The sequence below is a fragment of the Myxococcales bacterium genome (assembly GCA_023898405.1).
In the GTDB taxonomy this organism is placed as follows: Bacteria; Myxococcota; UBA727; order UBA727; family JABDBI01.
In genome coordinates, this window is the sequence record CP060221.1 from 1,748,887 (window position 1) to 1,770,473 (window position 21,587).

Here is a 21,587-nt window from a genome sequence, read left to right on the forward strand (position 1 = left end):
GAATTGCCAAATTGATTTTTTTTACAGCCTCTAATGGAAAACCTGTTTTATCGTGTCTTACGCTTGCTCAATTAATAAATGACTCGGATGATATTTCTACTATCGAAAGCCTAGCAGAGAACAAAGGAATAGATATTTTGCTCGAAGCTTTTGAAGAGTGTGGCGCTTTGCAGTGCGGTTTTTGTCAGCCAGGAATGATTTTATCGGCTAAAGCTTTACTCAGTAAAAATCATGCGCCTAGTCTTGAAGAAATTCGCCAAGCACTAAGCGGCAACCTATGCAGATGTACTGGCTATAGTAAAATCTACATGGCAGTTATGGCAGCCGTATTGGTGAAAAACAAAAAAGTAGATTCACTCAAAGAAGCGATTGCTCAGCTAAAAAACGAAAATTATCTATGAACAGCATTTTTTCCCATGGAACGACCATCAAAGAGAGTATTCAAACGCATAAGCATCCTGATTTTGGTGTAGGGCACTCACGTAAAAAAATAGATGCATTAGAAAAATTATTGGGGCGCACTCGTTATACCGATGATATTTCTTTACCAGGTATGCTTTTTGGTAAAATTGTACGAAGTCCCCATGCTCACGCGAGAATTATCAGTATCGATACATCGAGTATTTTGGATATGCCGGGTGTGGTGGATGTGATCATTGGGGCAGATATGCCTATTAAATATGGCGTGATTCCTTGGACCAAAGATGAATATCCCTTGGCGGTGGGAAAAACACGTTATGTTGGTGACGCTGTAGCTGCAGTTATCGCTCACAGTGAAAGCATCGCTTATGAAGCAGGGTTGAAATTGAAAGTAGAGTATGAGGTGTTACCAAGTATTCTGACGATAGCTCAGGCCAAAGTTACAGACGCACTACAAGTCAATGAACGGGCGAAAATAGGAAATATCACCAAGCATGTTGATTTAAGTTTTGGAAGTGTTGAAGAAAATTTGGCTCAAGCCGACGTAGTTATGAAAGAAAATTTTTCTTTTCACAATACGACGCATGCTCCTATTGAGCCACACTGCGCTATTGGAAATTGCGATACTAATGGACGACTGACAGTTTATTCATCTACTCAAGTACCTCATTACTTGCACCGAACTTTATCTGAAGTACTAGATGTACCTGCTCATCAGATTCGTGTTATTCAACCTCCGCTGGGCGGTGCTTTTGGTGGTAAGAGTGAACCTTTTGATCTTGAGTTTGTAGTTGCGCTAGCATCGATGCGTTTGAAAAAGCCGGTAAAGATTCTCTATACGCGAGAAGAAGTATTTTTTGCTCATCGGGGTCGACATCCTATGGATATAACAATGACCATGGGAGTAAAAAATAATGGCGAAATTATTGCGCTAAAAAATAATATTGAAATAGATGGTGGTGCCTATGCTTCGTTTGGCATGATTACTGCATTTTATGCTGGTCAATTGCTTTGTGGTCCGGTAGGAATGAAGAGCTATCAATTTTCATCGACTCGGTATTATACCAACAAACCAGCATGTGGCCCTAAACGAGGACATGGATCAGTGCAACCGCGTTTTGCTTTTGAAATAATGTGCGATATGGCGGCGGAAAAATTAAACATGGATCCCATTCAATTTCGCCTTATCAATGCTGTTAGCCCTGAATCTACAACTGTGAATGGTCAGCAGGTAGGAAGTTTAGGGCTTGAAGAGGTACTTTCGGAAGTAGCGCATGCTTCTCAATGGACTGAGCGAAAAAAATTTTCTTACGGTCGTGGGCTTGGTGTGGCATGCAGCATGTATATCAGCGGTACTAATTATCCCGTTTACCCAAACGATATGCCTCAATCTTCAGTCTCTATTCGTTTTGATCGCTGTGGAGCACTGCATATTTTCAGCGGTGCGTCTGATATCGGACAAGGAGCAGCCACTGTGCTCGCTCAAATAGCGCAAGAAGAACTTGGTATTAATGGCGATAGAATCTGTGTTACCACTGCTGATACTGATCTTACTCCTGTAGATTTGGGAGCTTATTCGAGCCGGGTGACTATGATGATGGGTCATGCAGCTATGGAGGCCTTTCGAAAAGCGCGTCATAAAATTTCTCAAGCTGTTGCTAAAAAATTGGGTGAACGATTCTCAAAAGAGATTGATGATAGTGATTTAGTTTTTTCTAATGAGAGAATATTCCTCAAGGATGCTCCAGAAATATCTATGAGCTTTAACGATGCACTCGTGTATTCGGAGTCCCTTTTTGGTTCTTTAGTTTTTAGCGGCGACTATCGGACGGTTGAACGTGGGGGAGACTATCGAGGAGGAAGCATTGGTGCATCACCCGCCTATTCTTGTACGGCTCACATTGCAGATGTCAGTGTGGATACGAACACAGGAAAAATTAGCATCAATAAAATTTATGTAGCGCATGATTGTGGTCGCGCCATCAATCCACTTTTAGTTGAGGGGCAAATAGAGGGAAGCACCTACATGGGGGCCGCTGAAGTTGTACTTGAACAATTTATTGTGGATGAAGAAGAGGGGGCTCGTAAAGGAATGTTGATCGGTCCAAGTTTGCTCGACTACCGTATTCCTACAACGCTTGATACGCCACCGATACATTCGATCATTGTAGAAAAACCAGATAAAAATGGTCCATATGGTGCCAAAGAAGCAGGAGAAGGTCCTCTTCATAGCGCTATCCCTGCTGTAGCAAATGCTATTTATGCGGCTGTTGGGGTGAGATTGACTTCTCTTCCGTTTTCACCAGCACGAATCTTAGACGCTCTTAAAAAAAAAGGTGAGCCATGCTGCCCTTGAGTTCCTTTAGAGTTGAAAGCCCTTCGAATATGGCTCAACTTGCCGATTGTATTAAGAAAGCTTCTCAAAAAATTAAAATAATGTCGGGCGGAACAGATCTGATACCTAATCTTAAACACCGCCTCTACGATATTGAACACATAATTTCTTTACAAAATATTCAGGAGCTGGATGGAGTAAAATTTGAAAATGGAAAAATTTATATCGGAGCAAATTTAAAACTTTGTGAAGTCATTTCTAATGATGTACTTGAGAATTATTGTCCAGCGCTAAAAGAGGCGGCATCACATATTGCTTCACCTCAGATTCGTAATATGGCAACTGTGGGGGGCAATATTTGTCTTGATACTCGTTGTTTATACTTTAATCAGAGTGAATTTTGGCGTTCAGCTTTAGGGTATTGCCTTAAAAAAGACGGTACAGTGTGCCATGTCATAAAAACCGGGAAACGCTGTGTTGCTGCAAGTTCTAATGATCTTGTAAGCGTGCTGCTTGCTTTAAAGGCCCGGCTTTGTATTTGGTCGCCTGGCCATGAATATGAAATAGATTTGGATGATTTTTATACAGCCAACGGTCTCAAAAATAATAAGCTTGGTGATGGTGAGATTGTTAGCAAAGTTTATTTCGAAGCAGTGAAAAATAAATGTACGGGCTTTGCCAAGTTGCGCCACCGACAGAGCATTGATTTTTCTCTCATAAGTGTTGGAGTGAGTTATATGCTCGAGCATGAGCGAGTAAGAGATCTAACGGTGGTTGTTAATGCGTTGGTGGCAAAACCTAAGGTTCTTGTATTTCCGCAATTGGAACATACAACACTAGATAATCGTTTGATCAATGAAGTGGCGCTTCAGTCAGCTCAGAAGTGTCATCCTCAGAGCAATATCTGTGATGATCCTAAGTGGCGCAAAGAGATGGTTAAAATCTATGTTGAGCGTGCCTTTGAAAATAGTTTGAAAAATAGAAAATAGTTGTATTTTTATAATGATTTTTAGTGAAAATAAAAATAGGTGAAAGATGGCGCAAATAAATTTTTATTTTAGCTTGGGAAACAATTTATGTTGTTAAAAACTTCACAAGAAAGTTTAAAAAAAATTTTTCAATACGTGAGTAAAGTTCCATTTGCTAAATCAATCATTCATAGTTTAAGTGAAGCAGCAAGTGGAAAATCAATAGTGTTTTTTTCTCTGCACCAAATTATCAATAAAAACCAAAATAATTTTTATGTTAACCCTCGAGCTTTTGATGTTGAAAAGTTAACCAAATCATTAATGGAAATTAATAGAACTATTCCCTTTATTTCCTTAAGTGAAGCCGTTGATATGCTTAAAGGAGAGCAAAAATTTGTTCGTTCTCATGGAGTGCTTGTGCTTGAGGTGCCCTATGTCAAAACATTAAAAATTCTGCTGCCAATTTTAGAAAAGCTATCTCTTCCCGTGTGCATTATGCTCAGTGTAAACTCAATTTCAACTGGCGAGTTTGAATGGGTTGAAGAAATAATATATCGATTTCATTCTAGCAATAAAATGAGTTTTTCTGTTAGTTATATTGATCGATCATTTCCGTTATTTAGTGTCGATGAACGTAATGTTGCTGCTCGAAATATTATAGATCACTTGATTCATTGTCGCCCTGCTATTTTAAAGCAAAAATTAGCAGAGATGCGGAATGCATTGGGTGATAGCACGGTAACTATTTCACATGATCGGGTTGCTACCATAGCTCAGCTAAAAGAGTTGGGGGAAAATCCTCTTGTACACTTCGGAGCAGCTGGATATTTTCACTGGCCTTTTTATGAAATTAATCCAGATGAGGTGGACAATGAAATCATCACTGCAAAGGAAAAATTAAGCTTCTTGTTTGGAGAGGCGTTTATACCGGTGTTTTATTATCCTTTGGGTTTTGAAAAAAAACACAACCAAGATATTGTAGATAAGCTAATCATAAACGGTTATGAAGCTGCCATTACACACTCTTTAGGTATCTGCCACCCTGGCGATAATATGTTTCGCCTGCCTTGTTTGCCTTTGGATCCAACTACTAAAAGCTTTGATCAGTATCAACTCATGGGGCTTTCCGATGCCATAGAAGAGTTTTTATTGGTAACTTTGGCTCAGGATAAAAATTTAAGCTGAGCAGCCTTGCAAAAGCCAAATATTATTTTTTTATAAATTATTTGCTCGTAAGTTTAAGAGACTGTTTTAAAGGTATTTAGCAAAGCATTTTAGGCTAATTTTTCCCCTAAGCAACAAGAAATTTTTGCTAATATGCTGGATATTGTTAGCAAATTCCTCGTTGATTTTGCGAAAAAATTTCCTCAAAAAACATTTGTTAAATACTTTCTAAGCACAATGGTCCAAAAAATAATTCATTTAATATAAATGAAAAAGGAAAGATTATGAGAAACATATTTATGATCTATTTATTACCATTGGCAATTTTCTCACATTTTCTTGGAGCAGAAGTTTTAAGAGGGCAGGCTTCATCTGAAGTAAACAGCACGGAAATCGCTCAAGTGCTTTTAGAGGCAGCTCCTCAAATAGCTGCACAAAATCTTAAATGGATAGATAGGGTTGATAACATCGAAAAAGTTAAAAGTGCAGATGGCAATGAATATGTAATTAAGCTCTGTAGAAAAGATGGAGATTTTTTTACAGAAGCTATGAATATTTCTATTATGCAAACTTATCGACGACTTGGGCGCTTGATGGTTCCTACGTACACAGTTAAAAGCCATGCTATACCAGGATCTTGCTCATAATTTTTTGTTAAAAAACCTTTTAAGCAGTTTTTATTGCTAGAAGCTTGAGCCCCGCAATATGTAAAGTTTTTGGGGATTGATAAATAAAACTCACAATCATAAGTCAGTGAAAAAATTAAGGAGTTTTGTGTGTCGATCCATAGTCTTACTAAAGATGCCATTGAAAAGATTTTGCAAGAACAATTTAAGCCACTTTCATTAGAGGTTATTGATGACAGTCATGCTCATCGTGGACATGCTGCAGCTTTAGAACAACCACAGGCAGGTCACTTTAGTGTAATGATGGTGAGTGAGGCTTTTAATGGTTTAAACCAGGTTAAGAGGCATCGCTTGGTTTATCAGGCGCTCGGCGAACTGATGCATGCCAAAATTCATGCTCTATCTTTGAATCTCAGAGCCATCGACGAGTAATTGCATGAGTTCTTTTTTGAGCACCCGAGCGGCATTGCTTGTTTGATTGTCCGCCCGATAGATCAAACAGTGGCTGTCTTGAATTTGCGGCAATGATACATCCAATAACTCGAGCTCGGGGCTTTTTATGCGCCCCGGAAGTATTCCAACTCCCGCACCTGCCTTTACCAAAGCGTTGACCATGCCAAGAGAAGAAGTGGTGATGGTGCGTTTAAAATCTAAGCCTCTTTTTTTTATGCTGTTGAGCAAATTTTGTGACTGCAAAAGATCAGGATCTAGAATGAGCGTATCTTTGTTGTAGTTTTTTGCCTGCACATAGAGGCCAACCTGATCACTTTGAAACTCTCGAATTACCAAATCAGGGTGATAGGTTGGATTTACTACGATCGCAAAATCAATATCAAAACTAATGACTCGATCAGTAATAACTCGAGAAAGATCGTGTACTAGCGATATTTCTAAGTTTGGATACTTGCTCATAAGTGCAGTTAAAATAGGCGGTAAGATTCTTATGGCTAAGGCAATGTGAGTACCGATAAAATATCGGCCACTCACGAGATCGCTTTGCTTTTTTATATCAGAGCACAAATTCTCCCAAAGGCTGAGTAGCTCATGAGAGCGTTCCTTAAAAAGTTGACCAGCCTTGGTAATCTCTACGCCTGATTTGGAGCGAATAAAAAGAGGTGTACCTGCAAAATTTTCAAGCCGTTTTATTGCAAGACTAAGTGATGGCTGAGCTAAACCTAGGAGCTCAGATGCTCGAGAAATATTTTTACTCTTACAGACGGTTAAAAAATATTTTAGATCCATAGCTTGAGGCATCATATAAAAATTTCCTATGATTTAATTGGTTTAAAGCATGGACTTCGAGATTTTATTCGAGAGAGCATTGCATATACCAATCCCATAAATTAACTGAGCTTTTAATTTCTTCCTGGTCCTCGCTTTGCTGCGGGTGTTCAGAAATTAAAGGCTCAGTTAAATTCTGGGATTTTGTATTAAAAGCCTAGCACGTTTCTTCTGTATTTTGCACGTTGACACCTTGGTCAGCTGAGGATGCTGAGCGATTGAGCAGACTATTTTTATAGCCGTAGAAAGCATAGATCATTATTCCTGCCACCATCCATACGATGAATCTTAACCATGTTTCAGCGGGCAGGCTCACCATTAGATAGAGGCAAAAAATAATTCCCATAACGGGGATGAAAGGGTGAAATCCAAGTTTAAAAGGTCTGTGCATTTCAGGCTTACTTATTCTTAGAACGATCACTCCGCTGCACACGAGAATAAATGCGGCAAGTGTGCCAATGTTGACCATCTCCGCAAGTTTACCAATAGGAGTTAGTCCTGCGATGATGGACATAAAAACACCGCTAAGCATGATGATGGAGACAGGAGTTTTTGTTTTTGGATGGACTTTGGCAAAGCGCTGCGAGAGCAATCCATCCCGAGAAATAGCTAAGAATATTCGCGAGAATCCATAGTAGAGAACCAGCATCACTGTAGTGAGACCTGCAATGGCTCCTGCAGAAATAAAGCCTGCAGCAATCGGGTGATCGAGGTTAAGTAAAACTTCCGCTACCGGAGATTTAACATTCAATGATGTGTAAGGAACTATCAGGGTGAGTAGGGCCGATACCATCATGTAAATTGCTGTGCAGACAAAGAGAGATACAATAATTCCTATGGGAAGATTTTTTTGTGGGTTAATGGTTTCTTCTGCGGCGGTTGAAACAGCATCAAACCCAATGTAAGCAAAAAATACCAAAGCTGCACCCTGCATTACTCCATGCCAGCCAAAAGGCATAAAACTTTGCCAGTGTTGTCCATCGACGTGAGTAAAAGAAACACCAATAAATGTTGCAATAGCTAAAAGTTTGACGAATACAATCACGGTGTTAAAGCGCGTACTTTCACGGGTACCAATGCTTAATAAAACAGCAAGTAGCAATATAATGAGAGAAGCTGGTAAATCGATGATGCCACCTTCAAAAAAGTTTTTACTAAGAGCTACGGGAAGCGATATTCCCATGGAAGCTAAGGCATTTGAAACATAGCCCGACCAGCCGATAGCAACAGTAGAAATACCAAGCCCATATTCAAGCAACAAATCCCACCCGATGATCCAAGCGATAAATTCGCCGAGTCCAGCATAGGCATAGCCATATGCACTTCCGCATCCACCAATGCTTGCGGCCAATTCCGCATAAGAAAGTGCTACAAAAACACAGGCAAGACCAGCCACAATATAGCTTAAAATAATTGCAGGGCCTGCGCTGGTTGCGGCTACAACACCGGTTATCACAAAGATACCAGCGCCAATAATTGCCCCTACTCCTAAAAATGTTACATCCATTGCACCGAGACAGCGTTTTAATGATCCTTCACCGTCGGTGGAACCAATAGGTTTTGTTCGCAAAAGACTCATATATTTAGGTCCTATTTAATATGGTTTCTTTTTGTAACTATACTTTATATGAGAAAGTTGGATTGAAATCATTTGAAATAAGTGGGGGAAAATTTGAATTTAATGATGGTGTATTTTAATTTTAATTTCGTTTTATTTTTATTTTTTAAAGAATAGGAGAAATGAATTTTGCTACAACTGCCCAAGATATTTACTAAAAATAGACCTCAAGGTGATACCACTCTTAGAAATTAACCAAGCTTTTAATTTCTGAACACCCGCAGCACAGCAAGGCCTAGGAATAGATTAAAGGCTTGGTTAATTTCTGGGGGTGGTATAGCAACTCTACACGCCTTGAAAACAGCGAATGCTTTAGTAGTATCAGTGCTGTTGTTAAATAAGGTAAAATTATGCGATTATTTTTGGCTTTGATTTTATACGGACTAATATTTTCATCTTGCAGGCAGCAACTACCAGTAAATCAAAAAATTCCTTCTCAGGCTGATACAACAAAGGTAGATGCTCAAAAGACTCAACGTCGCATGCTTTTTTCCATTGATGAGGGAAAGCATGTGCATGGTGATCCCAATGCTCGTGTTCCCGTAGTGGTTTTTATTGACTACTTAAGTGCCCATAGTGCACGTAGTTTTCGTGTTTTAAAGGAGTTGTTAGCCGATCAGCAACTTAAGCTTATTATACGTATTTCGTTTCGCCATTATCCTAGAGGACAAGAGAGTATCAAAGCGGCCAAGGCAGCCCTAGCGTCAGGTTTGCAAGGCAAACATTTTTTTTGGCGCATGTCACAAAAATTGTTTGATGCTGATGGCGAAATAGATGACTCCATTTACATCAAAGCAGCACAAGAAATAGGACTCGATAGCCAGCGCTTTAGCCAAGATATGCTTGAAAACGAAAGCAAATTTATGCACCTATTGAGGAGTGATGCTACTACAATGCGCAAGGTGAGAAATGTTGCCAAAGTAGGTGAAATTTTTGTGGGAGGTCATATTTATCGGGGACCAATGAAGCGAGCAAGCTTAAAACGATTTATTATGGCGGTTAAAAATTATAACGAACGTGCAATCAGTCCAAGTTCGTAGTGCGAATTTATTGGAAATAAATAAAAAACCTCGGCGGTATTCGCATACTCCGAGGCATCACATTGTCGTAGAAAAGTAATAAGCCGGGTTCTGTCCGCGCTGTCATTGCTGAACAGCGATGGATGGACATTCATCTGGGAGCATTGTTGCCAATGCCCTCGAGCGGTCTCCTTAGAAATCTATCACGCGGGCAGCGTGTGGAACTTTCGTCCCAGATTTCCCCATGACCTTTCACCGGGTGGGGTTTACCGTGCCGCATTTGTCTCCAAATGCGCGGTGTGCTCTTACCACACCGTTTCACCCTTTCCGCTTGGTGATCCGATACCCAGAGGAGACGAAACATCGGTCGCAAGTATCGGCATAGCGGAGGTTTATTTTCTGTGACACTATCCTTCAAGTCGCCTTGACCGGCTGTTAGCCGGCACCGCGCCCTATGGTGCCCGGACTTTCCTCCAAGTGCAAATGCACTCAGCGTCCACCTCTTTTTCTACGGCAATTCCTAAGCTATGCCAGGTTTTTTCTAAAATCCAATTCCTATCTGCCATGAATTTAAAAAAAATGCCTAACACAGTGATTTTAAATGGAAATTATTGCCTAAAAAAAATATAACGTCTGAGAATATCTGAAAAAATTTTTTTATTGAATTTATTCAGCCTATGCACCCGTACTATCTACTAAAATGCCTGCAGGATTAGATCTCAAATTGCACGCAGACGGGAGATTTTTTAGAAGTCGATACGCTTGGGGGTTTTATATAGTTGGGTTTGATGGTTTCACTTTCATCAATGATGCCAAACTCGTTTACTCGATCGAGACAGGCATGCACCACACCGCTTGAGCTGGGTCCAAGAAGAGTGAGAGATTGCGGGCCACTATCCTGATCAGAAATGACAAGTGATGACGAGGCAGCATGCTTGAGGGCTTCGTTTTTGTCCACAACCAAAGTTTGAGAATATTGATACAATTGTGAATCTTTTTTGCTAAAGCCACTGAAGTACACAAGATTGCCGCTTGCTTTAGTGATGACTGAAGAGCTGTCATGCAATTTATCGCAGGAGTAGGCTAAGGCCAAAGATGAAGAAAAGCCCATGATAGGGATCGAGCGTCCAAAGGCGAAACCCAAGGCCGTAGCTAGACTTATTCTAAGGCCCACAAAAGATCCTGGCCCCAAACCTGTCATCACAAGTTTTAATGAGTAGCCATTTAAATTTCTTAGAACTGTTTCTAAGGTGCCGCACAAGGCTGTGCTGTGTGACATTTTATGCTCAAGAGAGTGGTCGCTTAAAATAAGGCCGTCTTGGGTGAAGACCACTACTCTCCCGTGCTCAAATGCAGTGTCGATAGCGAGTATGATATTTTGATTGATAGTCATTGGCATAATCCCATTTAGTTATTTTTTGTATAGTTTATAATTTTTTGGTCAATGCCCATCATAAATCGATTAAGGGGGGCTTGCAGAGCATATTTTTCCCACCTACTTTTGCAGCAGTTAACCCGAGGTCATTATGTCTGATAATCCCCATATAAAAACACTTACCGATTCAAATTTTGATGCAGAAGTAAAACAACAAAACGTGCCTGTTTTGGTGGATTTTTGGGCTGCATGGTGTGCTCCATGTCGCGCAATAGCTCCACACTTAGAAGATCTTGCAAGCAAATATAATGGTCAGGCGGTTGTGGCCAAGCTTAATGTTGACGAACAACCTCAAACTGCAGGTAATTTGGGTATCAGAGCGCTACCAACCTTATTGCTATTTAAAAATGGCCAAGTGGTAGAGCAGATGGTTGGAGCGGTATCAAAAGATCGGATTGACGCTCTCATTAAGTCTCATATCTAGATGTTAATCTTAAGGCTAAGCGCTATTTTATTTGTTTTGTTGTGGAATGCTTCCGTGAAAGCCTCATGCTGTGCATCGGGATCGAGCGGTGGCATTGGCCGTTTGTTGCCTTATGAAAGAGCACTGATAGAGCTTTCGCATGACGCGCACTATATTGTTGGTCAGTTTAACGAAAGTACTCGTTTTAGGGCGGGAGTAGCTGAGCCATTGCCTGTGTGGCAATTCAATCATGAGCTTCAAGTGATGACTCGCCTCGCTCCATTTTTCCTTCCTTTCATTAAGCTGCCTGTCCGTACAAAAATAAGTTCGAAAGAGACTATTTCTGCCTTAGCAGATCTCAGTCTGGGGGCACGCTGGCCCATTGTGAAGGAAAACTATTTTTTGCATTGGCCTGGATTAAACTTATTTTCGACATTACAGATGCCTACAGGAACGAGTAGCGAAAAAAATGCTGAGTTTTCAGCAAATGGGTCCACAGGGGCGGGCGTTTGGCTTTTGAGTTTGGGGGCCAACGTAGAAAAAAGTCTTGGGAAATTTTTATGGACATTTGCTTATACCTACAGCTTTGAAACACGACTCTTTAAAAAGCATGGTTATGCTCACGGTCCTACGCATGCTCCGTCGATAAATGTATCTTTTCCGTTAATTGAAATGCACCAGCTGAGCTTTGGCTTGAGCGCTGTCTTTAATGAACCCTTTCGTTACGATGCTAAACGAGTGCGCAATTCTTCCAATCGTAAGATAAGTCTTAGTAGTGTCTATGCATGGAAATTTCATAGTCATATGACACTTAACTGTTCTCTGGGGGCTGACATGCCGATTTATGGTTTAGGAAAAAACACCAATAGCGAAATTTTTATGCGCTTAGGTATGCGCGTTGGAGTGTTTTAATGCAAAAGATATCTTTGCTCTTGCTAATTTTTTTGACCGGATGTCAAGCTGCCTATCATGTAAAACTTGATCGTGTGCGCTCTGTTGAGCTCGACACTCCATCGCTTGCTTTAGAGGCAGCGGATGGTTCGTTTCATCGTCTTTCTAAGCTCTATAAAAAAAACCGTGGAACTGTTTTGGTTTTTTGGCAAACAGCATGTCCGTGCGTAAAAAGATATCAAAAGCGAGTCATCGATCTAAACGAGCGTTATCGGGTTCATGGAATAAAATTTCTACACCTTTCGAGCAATACTAATGAATCCTTTGAAAGGGTAAAGAATGAATACAACAAACGTCAAATTCCCCTTACTTTGATGCGTGATAATAATGCTGTGATAGCAAAAGCCTTGGGAGCTAAGGGAACACCCACAGCAATTCTTATTGATCAAAGAGGGCGTGTTCAATTCATGGGATGGATCGATAACGAGCGTGATGTTGGTGAATCTGGGCGTATTGCTTATTTGGAAGATGCCCTCGAGCAATTTATAGGCGCTAAACCCATCAGCGTGCCAACATCTCCCATGTTTGGCTGTGCGATTTACTAGCTCTGAATTCTGTTATCGATTTATAGACCAAGCACTGGCTTTTTTGTATTCGGCCATGCTGTGGGCTTGTTTCCAGCTCAGTATTTTTTGCTGTTCAAGAAGATTGGCTAAAGTAACAGCTTCAATTTTATTGCTTATCTTTTGCAACAACTCTCCAGCGGCCTGGGCATCAGCCTGTGCTCTGTGAGCATTGTTGAGTGTGACGCCCCATCTTTGAGCAGCATCAACTAGTTTCTTGCCTTTCTTATAGCGATCCAGTTCGCAAATAAAAATATATGGATCTACCCAGGGGATATCCGGCAAAGCCATATCTACACGCGCTAGTTCAGACTCTAAAAAGGGGCGATCAAACTTTGCATTGTAGGCTACGATAAAATCTGCATCTTTGAGAAGTTCTAAAATCTGTTGTGCTTTTGCACCAAAATGAGGTTGTCCATCAAGCATTTCATCACTTATACCAGTGATTCGTGTTATTTCGGGCGGAAGAGGCTCGCCAGTAGAAAATAATTGAGAAAAGTTATTATTTGATGATGCATTGAATGGAACCATAGCGAGCTCAATTACACGGCAGGAGGCAGCATCGAGGCCTGTAGTCTCTACATCAAGAGCAATGAATGTTTTTTTAAACCAAGGTTTTTCTTCCACAAGAGAAAAATTTTTTAACTCTCCATTGATTTTAGCTATTTCCTTTCGAATAGATTCCAAAATTGGACTGAGCTTATTTTCTGAGGGAGAGTTATTAAAAGTGACTTCGAGAGATAAAGCGCTTGTTACAGGAGCATTTTCCATGACCGATGTCTGCTGTGCTGATTCAGTTGAAAATAAACCTAATTGGCCGTGAACGCCCATTTTATTCTCCTCAATGAAAATTTAAAGAAGCCCTATACTACATTGCTAAAGCCTTGGATATATCCCTTGTCCAGTCAATCTACGATAAAATATTGATGGATTCTTGTAGACCAGGTTATTGGTTAAAATATTTGACCTTTTCGAAAGAGTACATCTTCTAGCAACTTAGAAAAACTGAGCCTATACTAGACCGAAGGCCTGTGTTTTGGTGGAAGAAGATCAGTTTTATCAAATCGAATTGATAAGTAAGGATAGCTTATGGGACATCTAAACGATGGAGCTAGTAGGCAATTACGTCGAAGAATCCAACAAATTGAATGTGAAATTGTGCGCCTACTCTGCGATGAACCTGATTGGCTTGATACTCATGATAGCGCGTCTTTGCGGTGGGCGTTGTCGCTTGCCCGTTTAACACGAATTAAAAATCCTGACATTTCTTTAGGGCATGCCAGCGATCGTTATCGAGCTGAATTGTATGCCTTACTTTCTGAAGCATTGCTTAACGGGATCAACAAAGAAAAAATTAAAGAGCTTCTTCCGAGTATTACCGTATTGGCTAAAAAAGAGCGCAGAGATTTATTGTCGTTGTTTTCACTGCTCACTCCGGAAATTTTGGACGAAGCAGTACGAAGACGGCCTTTGGCATTGACTATGAGCGGTGGAGGAGGAACTGCATTTGTTTTTGTTGGTGCTCTTTACGCTCTTGAAGAAAGCGGCATTACTCCAAGTGTCATCAGTGGCTCATCGATGGGAGCAATATTGGGAGCATACCGAGCTCGAACCAAGCACTTTTCTTTTGATGGTGTTGATGCGCTAGTAGAGAAAACTTCATGGGGAAAAATTGCACAGAGTTATTCGGGGCCAAGCCGGTTTGGCGTACCTGCCACCTTCAGGTTATATTTGCGGGATGTAGTGGGGCACGAATTTGAATACGAAGACAGGTTCATGCGTCTTAAGGATCTTGAAATACCTTTAAGGGTATGTGTAGCAGGTCTTTGCTCTCAGTCAAAAGAATATGATGAAGAGTTGGCTGCTTATGCGCATGCGTTTGATGAAAACCCCAAAGAAAAAAGTAGGAAAAGTAAATCTGTTATTTCTCTAATTTTGGATTTCGCTCAAAAACCTCTCAAAGCTGTTTATCTTGGAGGAGATGAACTGACAGCGGAGTTTGATGTACTTGATGCCATAGGTTTTTCGGCCGCTATTCCAGGTATCTTTCATTATGACATTATGAGAAACGACCCTCGTATGATTGCTTTGGTGAGCAATCTTTTTGCTAAAGAAGGTATTTTTCGCTTAATTGATGGTGGTTTTGTCGACAATTTGCCTATGCAGGAAGCTATCAATGCTGTGGCCGAGGGGATATGCGATGGCTACGATCCATTTGCTTTGGCGCTCGATAGTTTTAGTCCAGGATTTAATCGGCATATTCTTTTTTATCCCCTGATGCGTTTTGCAACAGAAAATAGCAGAGTAGGGCATGAAGCTTCAGACTTAACTATTTTTTTTCGGGAAGTACTTTCTCCTATAAATTTGGTACCTACAAAGAAAACTTTTCAGTACGCCATTGATCATGGCCATAGGGAATTTTCGGCTCATCTCCCTTTTATTCGTAAAATGGTTGGTCCTATCCCAGATCCAAGTTGGCTTAAAGAAAGCCTGATAAAGAATTAAATTTTTTTTTAAAACAAGTTCGTTTCAAACTCAACAAAACCATTAGTGTACAGCGTAAAATAAATACGCTCACTTTTTGCTCGGGGGGCAAATGGTTTTCGATTTTGATGATTTTGATGTGAGGGAGCGTTTCTACTCAATAGAAGAAAAAACCGAACAATTGCGAATGGAGTTGGATACACTCAAGCCCGAAGAACAACATGCATTTAATGAAATTTGTGCTCAAGCATATATTTTTCACGATTCAGCGCTTGAAGGTTTAGTGGTGAGCGGTGATGAAATAAGTTCTGTTTTTAGCACCGATACCGATGCTCAGTATATTCGCAGCAGGGTACTGCAGGAAATCCGTAATCATCGAAAAAAACTGCAGGAATTTATTAATCATGCGGCCAGAGTAAGGCATAACAGTGCAGTCTATCGTTCAGCTGAGGTTACCATAGAGAATATTTTGGCAACTCACGAAGCTTTATTTGCGAGCGTACCAAGAAAAGAGCCTGGCCAACTGCGTTGTCAAACTCCTCTTCATATCGCTTATTTTCATGAACTCTGTGAGCCAGAAAAGATTAAAGATCGTCTTTTAGAGCTATGTGAAAAAACCAGAGATCCTGAATTTCGTACACAGCATCCCATTAATCAGGCGGTGCTCTTTCATTTTTATTTTATGCAAATTTTTCCCTTTCTAGATGGATGTGGCAAGGTTGGGCGTCTTTTTATGAATAGTTTTCTCATGCAAGGCGGCTATGAGCTAGCGATTATTCATGGAAGTGATCGGCAGCAATACTATGAGACCCTCAAGGAAGGTCCTGAATCATTGCGACTTTTACTACTAGACAGTATTGATGCTGCACTTGATTCTCGGGCTAATTTTATTAAAGAAATCGACCTTTCCCGTTCAACTGGCCGAATTTTTTATAAAAAAACAAAAGAGTATGAGCGAGCAGTCCCTTAGTTTATAAAATGTTAAAACAGCTATTGAAAAATAGCTTGCATACTCTAAACTCAGCAGGAGTATGGTAATGACAGGATAAAACCAATGTTTAAAAAAATTTTTTTTAGTATGTTCTTTATTGTAGGACTATCAGCTTGTGGGGATTGGCCCTTAGGAAGCTCTAAGTCCAGTGGTGACAGCAGTACAGGCAATGAACAAAAAAATTCTGAAAACCAAAAGAATAGCAAAAATAATCGGCAATCTCAGGCCGGCTCCTATAATATCGCTGTTGCACCAGGAGGAGGGCTTAATGCTTATACCTCTTTGTATTTAAGCAAAAAATTTGAACAGGCAGCAGGAAAAAAAATCCCTGAGCTTTTTGACCTTTATTGGGGGCTCTCTGGCGGTGCTTTAGCGGCAAGTTTATATATGACTGGCCAAGGTGATAAGGCTTTAGAAAATTTTAAAAGAGATGTCGACAAAGCCTTTCCGACCAAAGATTCACTTATAACTAACGCCATGCCTTTGCTCTTTGGCGACCAGGGACAGATTGATGCTTTGAAAAGGTTAGCGCTGGATGAAGATGGTCAACGAAGACAAGCATTTGAAAAAGCATTAAAAGCAAATATAGGAGAAAAGAAATTTTCTGATCAAGGACAGGATCGCTTTGTTTTTGTTGCTAGTGTTGATGCTAATCCTTATTGTTATGGCGCTCCAAGCATTAAACTTCCCCAAATATGCTCCCATAGAAATCCTGCAGGAGCGCGTGTGATAGATGGCATAGTAAATAGCTCAAATTTTCAGTTATCCGTAAGCAGTTTGTTAGGTGGATTTGCCAATTTAATACCACGAGATATTACATCTCTAAGCCTCTTTAAACGCCAAGCACTAACAGTAGCTGCTAAGCAAGTACCTATCGTTGACGGATTTCTTATTCGCAAAGATCTGAGCGATGGTAACTCACCTTTGCCTTTGGTGATTGATTATCTTTTGCAATTTAAAAATCAAAATAATAGCGAACATAATATTGTGGTTTTTGATAATGGTTCTGGATCAATCGCTGATTATAAAAATCAAAAATTTCGTGATGATATCGGAATTAAAAATGGTTATGCACAAATTAAAAGCGGTGGCGTTGTGATCAATATCTATTTATTGGACATGAATGTGACAAGAGCCCAATTTGATAGTTGGATATTTGATCAAAGTGACAAGCACTGGGCCGATGCAGAGCAGATGGTCGATCAAAGTGTTAGTGGATCTATAAAACAACTTTTTGATAGGGCTATCGATGCTGTAAAGAAAAATATGTAGTGGCGATATAGTTTTTATGAACAAAACCAGCCTCAGGCTGGTTTGTCATAAAAAATTATAAAGGAAGACTATGAACAAATTAGCATTAGTTCTTGTTTTGCCATTTGTGTTTGTAGCTTGTGGCCAAGATCATGAATTTACTGAAACAAAAGATATATCTTTGGAAGATGGAGCTAGAATCGAAGAAGATATATTCAAAAATGTCGATAAAGATCCTCAGTCAATCACCAAGCCTGTTGTGCCTAAGCCAAACTTAGAAAAACAAAAATCTGAACAGAGAAAAAATGAACTCAAAGCTTTTCAAGAAAAGCTTAAAGAAGAACTTAGTAAGTTAGAAGCTAACAAAATAGCATACGATTGGGCCAAAAAGCATGAAATTTTTTTTAAAGCTGATGCGGAAAGTGCCAATGGCCGTAAAAAAAATGAGATATTACAAAATATAGGAAAGACCGAAAATTTTGTTGTGACGCTGGAGAGCGCAGTAAGTAATGCAGATTTTCCAAAAACCAATGCTGATTGGGTGAAATTGATAACAGATCCATCGAAAAAAACACATCCGCATCGCCAATTATATGATGAATTTCTTGGGGACTATCAACCCGGAGGCAATCCTGATGTTAAGTGGGATTACGAAACCATTTTAAAGCTTGCAAAAGATAAAGTAAAAAGAGTGAAAGACATCTTAGACAATCCTTATCTTTCCAAAGTAAGAGATTACGCTACGCTTAGGGAAGAATTTCAAAAGCTGTTGACCACAGATAAAAAGGATTTGGCTGAGAAGTACAAAAAAATTGATGAAAGAATAAAAGATATTGATAAAGAGCTTCGTTATCCAGACATCAGTGATTTGGTGTTTAAGCGTTTGATGGAAGCGATAAAGTAAATAAATTGCTTGCAAAAAAATATATGCTGCAGTTGGGCGCAGCTCACTTAGTGGGCTGCCTCCCAGTTGTCTCCAATAGCAAAGTCGACTTTAAGATCCACATCTAATCCATGTCCGTGTCGCATAATTTGAGCAACTTTTTCTGCGATGATAGGCGCATCTTTTTTGGGAGCCTCTATCACCAGCTCATCGTGAACCTGCATGATGAGATGAACATCAGGGTAGGTTTGTAAAAATTTATCGGTATCGATCATAGCTTTCTTAATAATATCAGCAGCAGTTCCTTGGATAGGAGTATTGATAGCTAAACGTTCTCCTCGAGCAATGAGCATTTTGTTGCTCGAAGCAAGTTCCTCTAAGGAACGTTTTCTGCCAAACAATGTGCGCACCATTTTTTCTTTATGAGCTTGGGCCAAAGCTTGTTCTTTCCAACGCAAAATGCCTGCATATTTGATGAAATATTTTTCCAAATAGCTTTTAGCTTTTTCTCGAGAGATTGACAGTGTGCTTGCTAGTTTATGAACACCCATACCATAAAGTAAACCAAAGTTGATAGTTTTAGCGGCGCTTCTTTGCTCTTTTGTTATCTCATCAGTGGGGACGTCAAATATTTCGCTTGCGGTACGTCGATGGACGTCTTCATCTTTGGCAAAAGAATCAAGCAGTACTGGATCCTGACTTACCAAGGCCAAGAGCCTGAGTTCTACCTGAGAATAATCGAGCGAAATAATTACCTTACCAGGCTCGGCAATAAAAGCTTGGCGAATGCGTCTTCCTTCCGCAGTGCGAGCAGGAATGTTTTGCAAGTTAGGGTCGCTCGATGAAAGCCGACCAGTAGCAGTTACAAATTGATTGTAAGAAGTGTGAATTCTTCCAGTGCGTTCATTGATAAGTTTGGGAAGAGTGTTGACATAGGTATTGATAAGTTTGGAGCAGGTGCGATGTTCAAGCAAAATTTTTGGCAGTTCATGAGCTTCCGATAATTTTTCCAACACAGAAACATCGGTAGAAAATCCTGTCTTGGTTTTTTTGACCACAGGAAGTTTAAGATGATCAAATAAAATTTCCCCAACCTGTTTGGGGCTTGCCAAATTAAAAGGTTTTTCGGCCAGTGAATATGCTTTTTCTTCAAGTGAGACGAGTTGCTCATTAAGCTCACGATCCAAAATTTCTAGTTTGTGTGTGTCAATCTTAACGCCTTGAATTTCCATGTGAGCGAGTACATGCTCGAGGGGAAGCTCAACGTCAAAATAAAGTTTTGAAAGTTTTTCTTTTTCAACATCAGAAAGCAAAGTTTTTTCTAGTCTAAGCGCTAAGTCTGCATCTTCTGCCGCATATTCAGTGGCATTTTTTAAATCCACTTGGGCAAAAGAAATGCTTGTCTTATCACTCTTGGTGATGTCTTGGTATTTTATGGTTTTATGTTCCAGATATTTTTGGCTCAAGTCATCAAGATTGTGGCGCTCATTGTCTTGGTGAAGCAAATAGCTTTGCAACATTGGATCACCGCCAATAGCAAGATTTCCATAACCGTTGAGCAAAAGCACTGTGTAGTCGTATTTGGCATTTTGCGCCACAAAAATTTTATTTGGATCTGAAAGAAGAAGGGATATTTTTTCTTTTACATAGGCTTCATCAATTTGTGATGGTATTGCCTGTGGCTCGTGATTCACAGGAATATAGGCAGCATTGTTATCTCCCCAAGCAAGAGAAATCCCAATCAAGTGCGCATTGATCGCATTGATATTATCGGTTTCTGTATCGATAGCTATTTTTTTCACGGGCGCAATATCGCGCAGAAGTTTATCGAGCTCTTCAGTTCTACATACCGAACGGTAAAGTGAGCGATCCACGTTGGCATCTTTTGACGATGCAGAAGCATGCTCGCTTGCATGGCTAAAAAGATACTTATCATGAAGCAAACGACTAAAATCAAGTTCGGTGAAAAGCTCTTTGGCTCTTTTTTGATCGATGCCATCGTATTTGAGATCTGATAGTGAACAATCAATATCGACGTCGCAGTCAATCTGTACAAGTTTTTTTGATAAAAGTGCCATATTATGGCCATCAATTATTTTTTCTCGACGTGATTTTTGTTTTATGAGAGGAGCCATCTCGAGAATTTTTTCCAAGGGGCCAAACTCATTGATGAGTTCAACAGCAGTTTTTTTACCGATTCCGGCAACACCAGGAATATTGTCTGACGTATCCCCAGCCAAAGCGAGTAGGTCTATCACTTGTTCAGGTGAAACCCCGAGCTGATTTTTAACTTCTTGGCTGTTGATAAGTTCTTCAGTGCCGTTGCGACTGGCTCTTAGCTCGTCGAGCAAGAAAATATTATCGCCCACCAGCTGCATGAGATCTTTATCTCCTGTCACAATGACTACTTCGTGCCCTAAATCGCGATATTTTTTTGCTACTGTTCCAATCAGATCGTCTGCTTCAAATCCAGCCATGCTCAGGCGTTTGATATTAAAGGCATCGACAACTTGGTGAATTAAATCAAACTGAGGGACAAGATCCTTTGGCGGTTCAGGACGATTGGCTTTATAGCCATCATAAATTTTATGACGAAAAGTAGGCTCTTTGCGATCAAAAGCAATGGCCAGCAGTTTTGGTTGATGCTCCCGCAATAATTTTAAGAGCATAGTGGTAAAACCATAAACAGCGTTGGTAGGAATACCTTTTTTCGAGTGAAGTGAGCGCACGGCAAAATAGGCTCTAAAAATATAGCCTGAACCATCAATCAAATAGACGGTATTATCGTCGAGTTTTGCTTTAGTCACAATTTTATCCCAAAAAGTAAAAGACAAAGCCGAGCTAGCACGGACTTTTTAGGATGACAAAAGGGCAGTAAAGCTATTTTTATCTTTTAGAAAGGTAGAAAAATTTTTGAAGATTTTTATATGAATCTTGGTTTTTGTTTTTTGTTTTTTTTAGAAATGGCTTTATTAAAACAGTAAAAGATATAAAAGTTACTGATGCTAAATAGATGGTTGGTAGTAATAGTATCTTTTTCATAGTGGTCCTATGCTATCTATAAACTAATAGGTGTCAATCAGGGCTAATACTTTGATAGTTAATAGAAAATTATAGTCCTAGGCATAAACCTCTTGCCGCTCATTTTCTAAGCTGTCAGAAAACAACATAAATTTTCTTGAGCACAAATATTTT

At 40.0% G+C, this 21,587-nt stretch carries 19 protein-coding genes and 1 other RNA gene; 14 read left to right on the forward strand and 6 right to left on the reverse strand.

The genetic code is table 11. The features are described 5' to 3' along the window. The first annotated feature begins 2 nt into the window (after window positions 1-2). The 6 genes from H6731_07920 (at window position 3) to H6731_07945 (ending at window position 5,945) form a co-directional block, all read left to right on the forward strand. Window positions 3-401, forward strand: coding sequence for a hypothetical protein (locus H6731_07920; GenBank protein ID USN51964.1), 399 nt, complete (start codon window positions 3-5; stop codon window positions 399-401). Further along, the gene (locus H6731_07925) at window positions 398-2,776 is read left to right on the forward strand and encodes a molybdopterin-dependent oxidoreductase (protein USN50187.1); all 2,379 of its coding nucleotides are present in this window, start codon (window positions 398-400) and stop codon (window positions 2,774-2,776) included. The genes H6731_07920 and H6731_07925 overlap by 4 nt, the downstream gene beginning before the upstream one ends. Further along, window positions 2,764-3,744, forward strand: coding sequence for an FAD binding domain-containing protein (locus H6731_07930; GenBank protein ID USN50188.1), 981 nt, complete (start codon window positions 2,764-2,766; stop codon window positions 3,742-3,744). Before H6731_07925 ends, H6731_07930 begins: the two co-directional genes overlap by 13 nt. 87 nt (window positions 3,745-3,831) lie before the next feature. After that, window positions 3,832-4,908, forward strand: a complete 1,077-nt coding sequence (locus tag H6731_07935) for a hypothetical protein (protein ID USN50189.1) — start codon at window positions 3,832-3,834, stop codon at window positions 4,906-4,908. 263 nt (window positions 4,909-5,171) lie between these two features. Beyond that, the gene (locus tag H6731_07940; GenBank protein USN50190.1) at window positions 5,172-5,534 is read left to right on the forward strand and encodes a hypothetical protein; all 363 of its coding nucleotides are present in this window, start codon (window positions 5,172-5,174) and stop codon (window positions 5,532-5,534) included. 135 nt (window positions 5,535-5,669) lie between these two features. Continuing rightward, the gene (locus tag H6731_07945) at window positions 5,670-5,945 is read left to right on the forward strand and encodes a BolA family transcriptional regulator (GenBank protein USN51965.1); all 276 of its coding nucleotides are present in this window, start codon (window positions 5,670-5,672) and stop codon (window positions 5,943-5,945) included. On the opposite strand, the gene H6731_07950 is transcribed toward H6731_07945, so the two are convergent. After that, window positions 5,913-6,770, reverse strand: a complete 858-nt coding sequence (locus tag H6731_07950; protein ID USN50191.1) for a LysR family transcriptional regulator — start codon at window positions 6,768-6,770, stop codon at window positions 5,913-5,915. The genes H6731_07945 and H6731_07950 overlap by 33 nt on opposite strands. A 181-nt stretch (window positions 6,771-6,951) precedes the next feature. Beyond that, the gene (locus H6731_07955; GenBank protein USN50192.1) at window positions 6,952-8,373 is read right to left on the reverse strand and encodes an amino acid permease; all 1,422 of its coding nucleotides are present in this window, start codon (window positions 8,371-8,373) and stop codon (window positions 6,952-6,954) included. Between the two features lie 389 nt (window positions 8,374-8,762). Here H6731_07955 and H6731_07960 point away from each other — a divergent pair, with 389 nt between their 5' ends. After that, window positions 8,763-9,452 carry a thioredoxin domain-containing protein gene (locus H6731_07960; GenBank protein ID USN50193.1) on the forward strand — a complete coding sequence of 230 codons (690 nt, stop codon included), beginning with the start codon at window positions 8,763-8,765 and terminating at the stop codon, window positions 9,450-9,452. Window positions 9,453-9,515: 63 nt separating this feature from the next. On the opposite strand, the gene rnpB is transcribed toward H6731_07960, so the two are convergent. Both rnpB and tsaB read right to left on the reverse strand, forming a co-directional pair. Next, an RNA gene (gene rnpB / locus H6731_07965) (RNase P RNA component class A) lies at window positions 9,516-9,943 on the reverse strand. Window positions 9,944-10,143: 200 nt separating this feature from the next. Next, window positions 10,144-10,824 carry a tRNA (adenosine(37)-N6)-threonylcarbamoyltransferase complex dimerization subunit type 1 TsaB gene (gene tsaB / locus H6731_07970; GenBank protein USN50194.1) on the reverse strand — a complete coding sequence of 227 codons (681 nt, stop codon included), beginning with the start codon at window positions 10,822-10,824 and terminating at the stop codon, window positions 10,144-10,146. Window positions 10,825-10,957: 133 nt separating this feature from the next. Between tsaB and trxA the strand changes: the two genes are divergently transcribed. Genes trxA through H6731_07985 form a run of 3 tightly spaced genes read left to right on the forward strand, consistent with a single transcriptional unit; the run spans window position 10,958 to window position 12,765 of the window. After that, window positions 10,958-11,290, forward strand: coding sequence for a thioredoxin (trxA, locus tag H6731_07975; GenBank protein USN50195.1), 333 nt, complete (start codon window positions 10,958-10,960; stop codon window positions 11,288-11,290). A gap of 54 nt (window positions 11,291-11,344) precedes the next feature. Then, window positions 11,345-12,181 carry a hypothetical protein gene (locus H6731_07980; GenBank protein ID USN50196.1) on the forward strand — a complete coding sequence of 279 codons (837 nt, stop codon included), beginning with the start codon at window positions 11,345-11,347 and terminating at the stop codon, window positions 12,179-12,181. Beyond that, complete coding sequence (locus H6731_07985) at window positions 12,181-12,765, forward strand: redoxin domain-containing protein (protein USN50197.1); 585 nt, start codon at window positions 12,181-12,183, stop codon at window positions 12,763-12,765. Before H6731_07980 ends, H6731_07985 begins: the two co-directional genes overlap by 1 nt. Before the next feature lie 12 nt (window positions 12,766-12,777). On the opposite strand, the gene H6731_07990 is transcribed toward H6731_07985, so the two are convergent. Then, window positions 12,778-13,614, reverse strand: coding sequence for a 3'-5' exonuclease (locus tag H6731_07990; protein ID USN50198.1), 837 nt, complete (start codon window positions 13,612-13,614; stop codon window positions 12,778-12,780). A 258-nt stretch (window positions 13,615-13,872) separates the two neighbouring features. On the opposite strand from H6731_07990, the gene H6731_07995 reads away from it, so the two are divergent. From H6731_07995 to H6731_08010, 4 genes are all read left to right on the forward strand, one after another. After that, entirely contained in the window at window positions 13,873-15,288 is a 1,416-nt protein-coding gene (locus H6731_07995) for a patatin-like phospholipase family protein (GenBank protein USN50199.1), read from the forward strand. A gap of 91 nt (window positions 15,289-15,379) precedes the next feature. After that, window positions 15,380-16,237: a Fic family protein gene (locus tag H6731_08000; GenBank protein ID USN50200.1), complete on the forward strand. Its 858-nt coding sequence runs from the start codon at window positions 15,380-15,382 to the stop codon at window positions 16,235-16,237. A gap of 84 nt (window positions 16,238-16,321) precedes the next feature. Beyond that, window positions 16,322-17,530 (forward strand): hypothetical protein, encoded by a 1,209-nt coding sequence (locus H6731_08005; GenBank protein ID USN50201.1) that lies wholly within the window; start codon window positions 16,322-16,324, stop codon window positions 17,528-17,530. Window positions 17,531-17,600: 70 nt separating this feature from the next. Beyond that, window positions 17,601-18,413: a hypothetical protein gene (locus H6731_08010; GenBank protein ID USN50202.1), complete on the forward strand. Its 813-nt coding sequence runs from the start codon at window positions 17,601-17,603 to the stop codon at window positions 18,411-18,413. Window positions 18,414-18,460: 47 nt separating this feature from the next. On the opposite strand, the gene polA is transcribed toward H6731_08010, so the two are convergent. Next, window positions 18,461-21,199, reverse strand: a complete 2,739-nt coding sequence (gene polA, locus H6731_08015) for a DNA polymerase I (GenBank protein USN50203.1) — start codon at window positions 21,197-21,199, stop codon at window positions 18,461-18,463. Window positions 21,200-21,587: the final 388 nt, after the last annotated feature.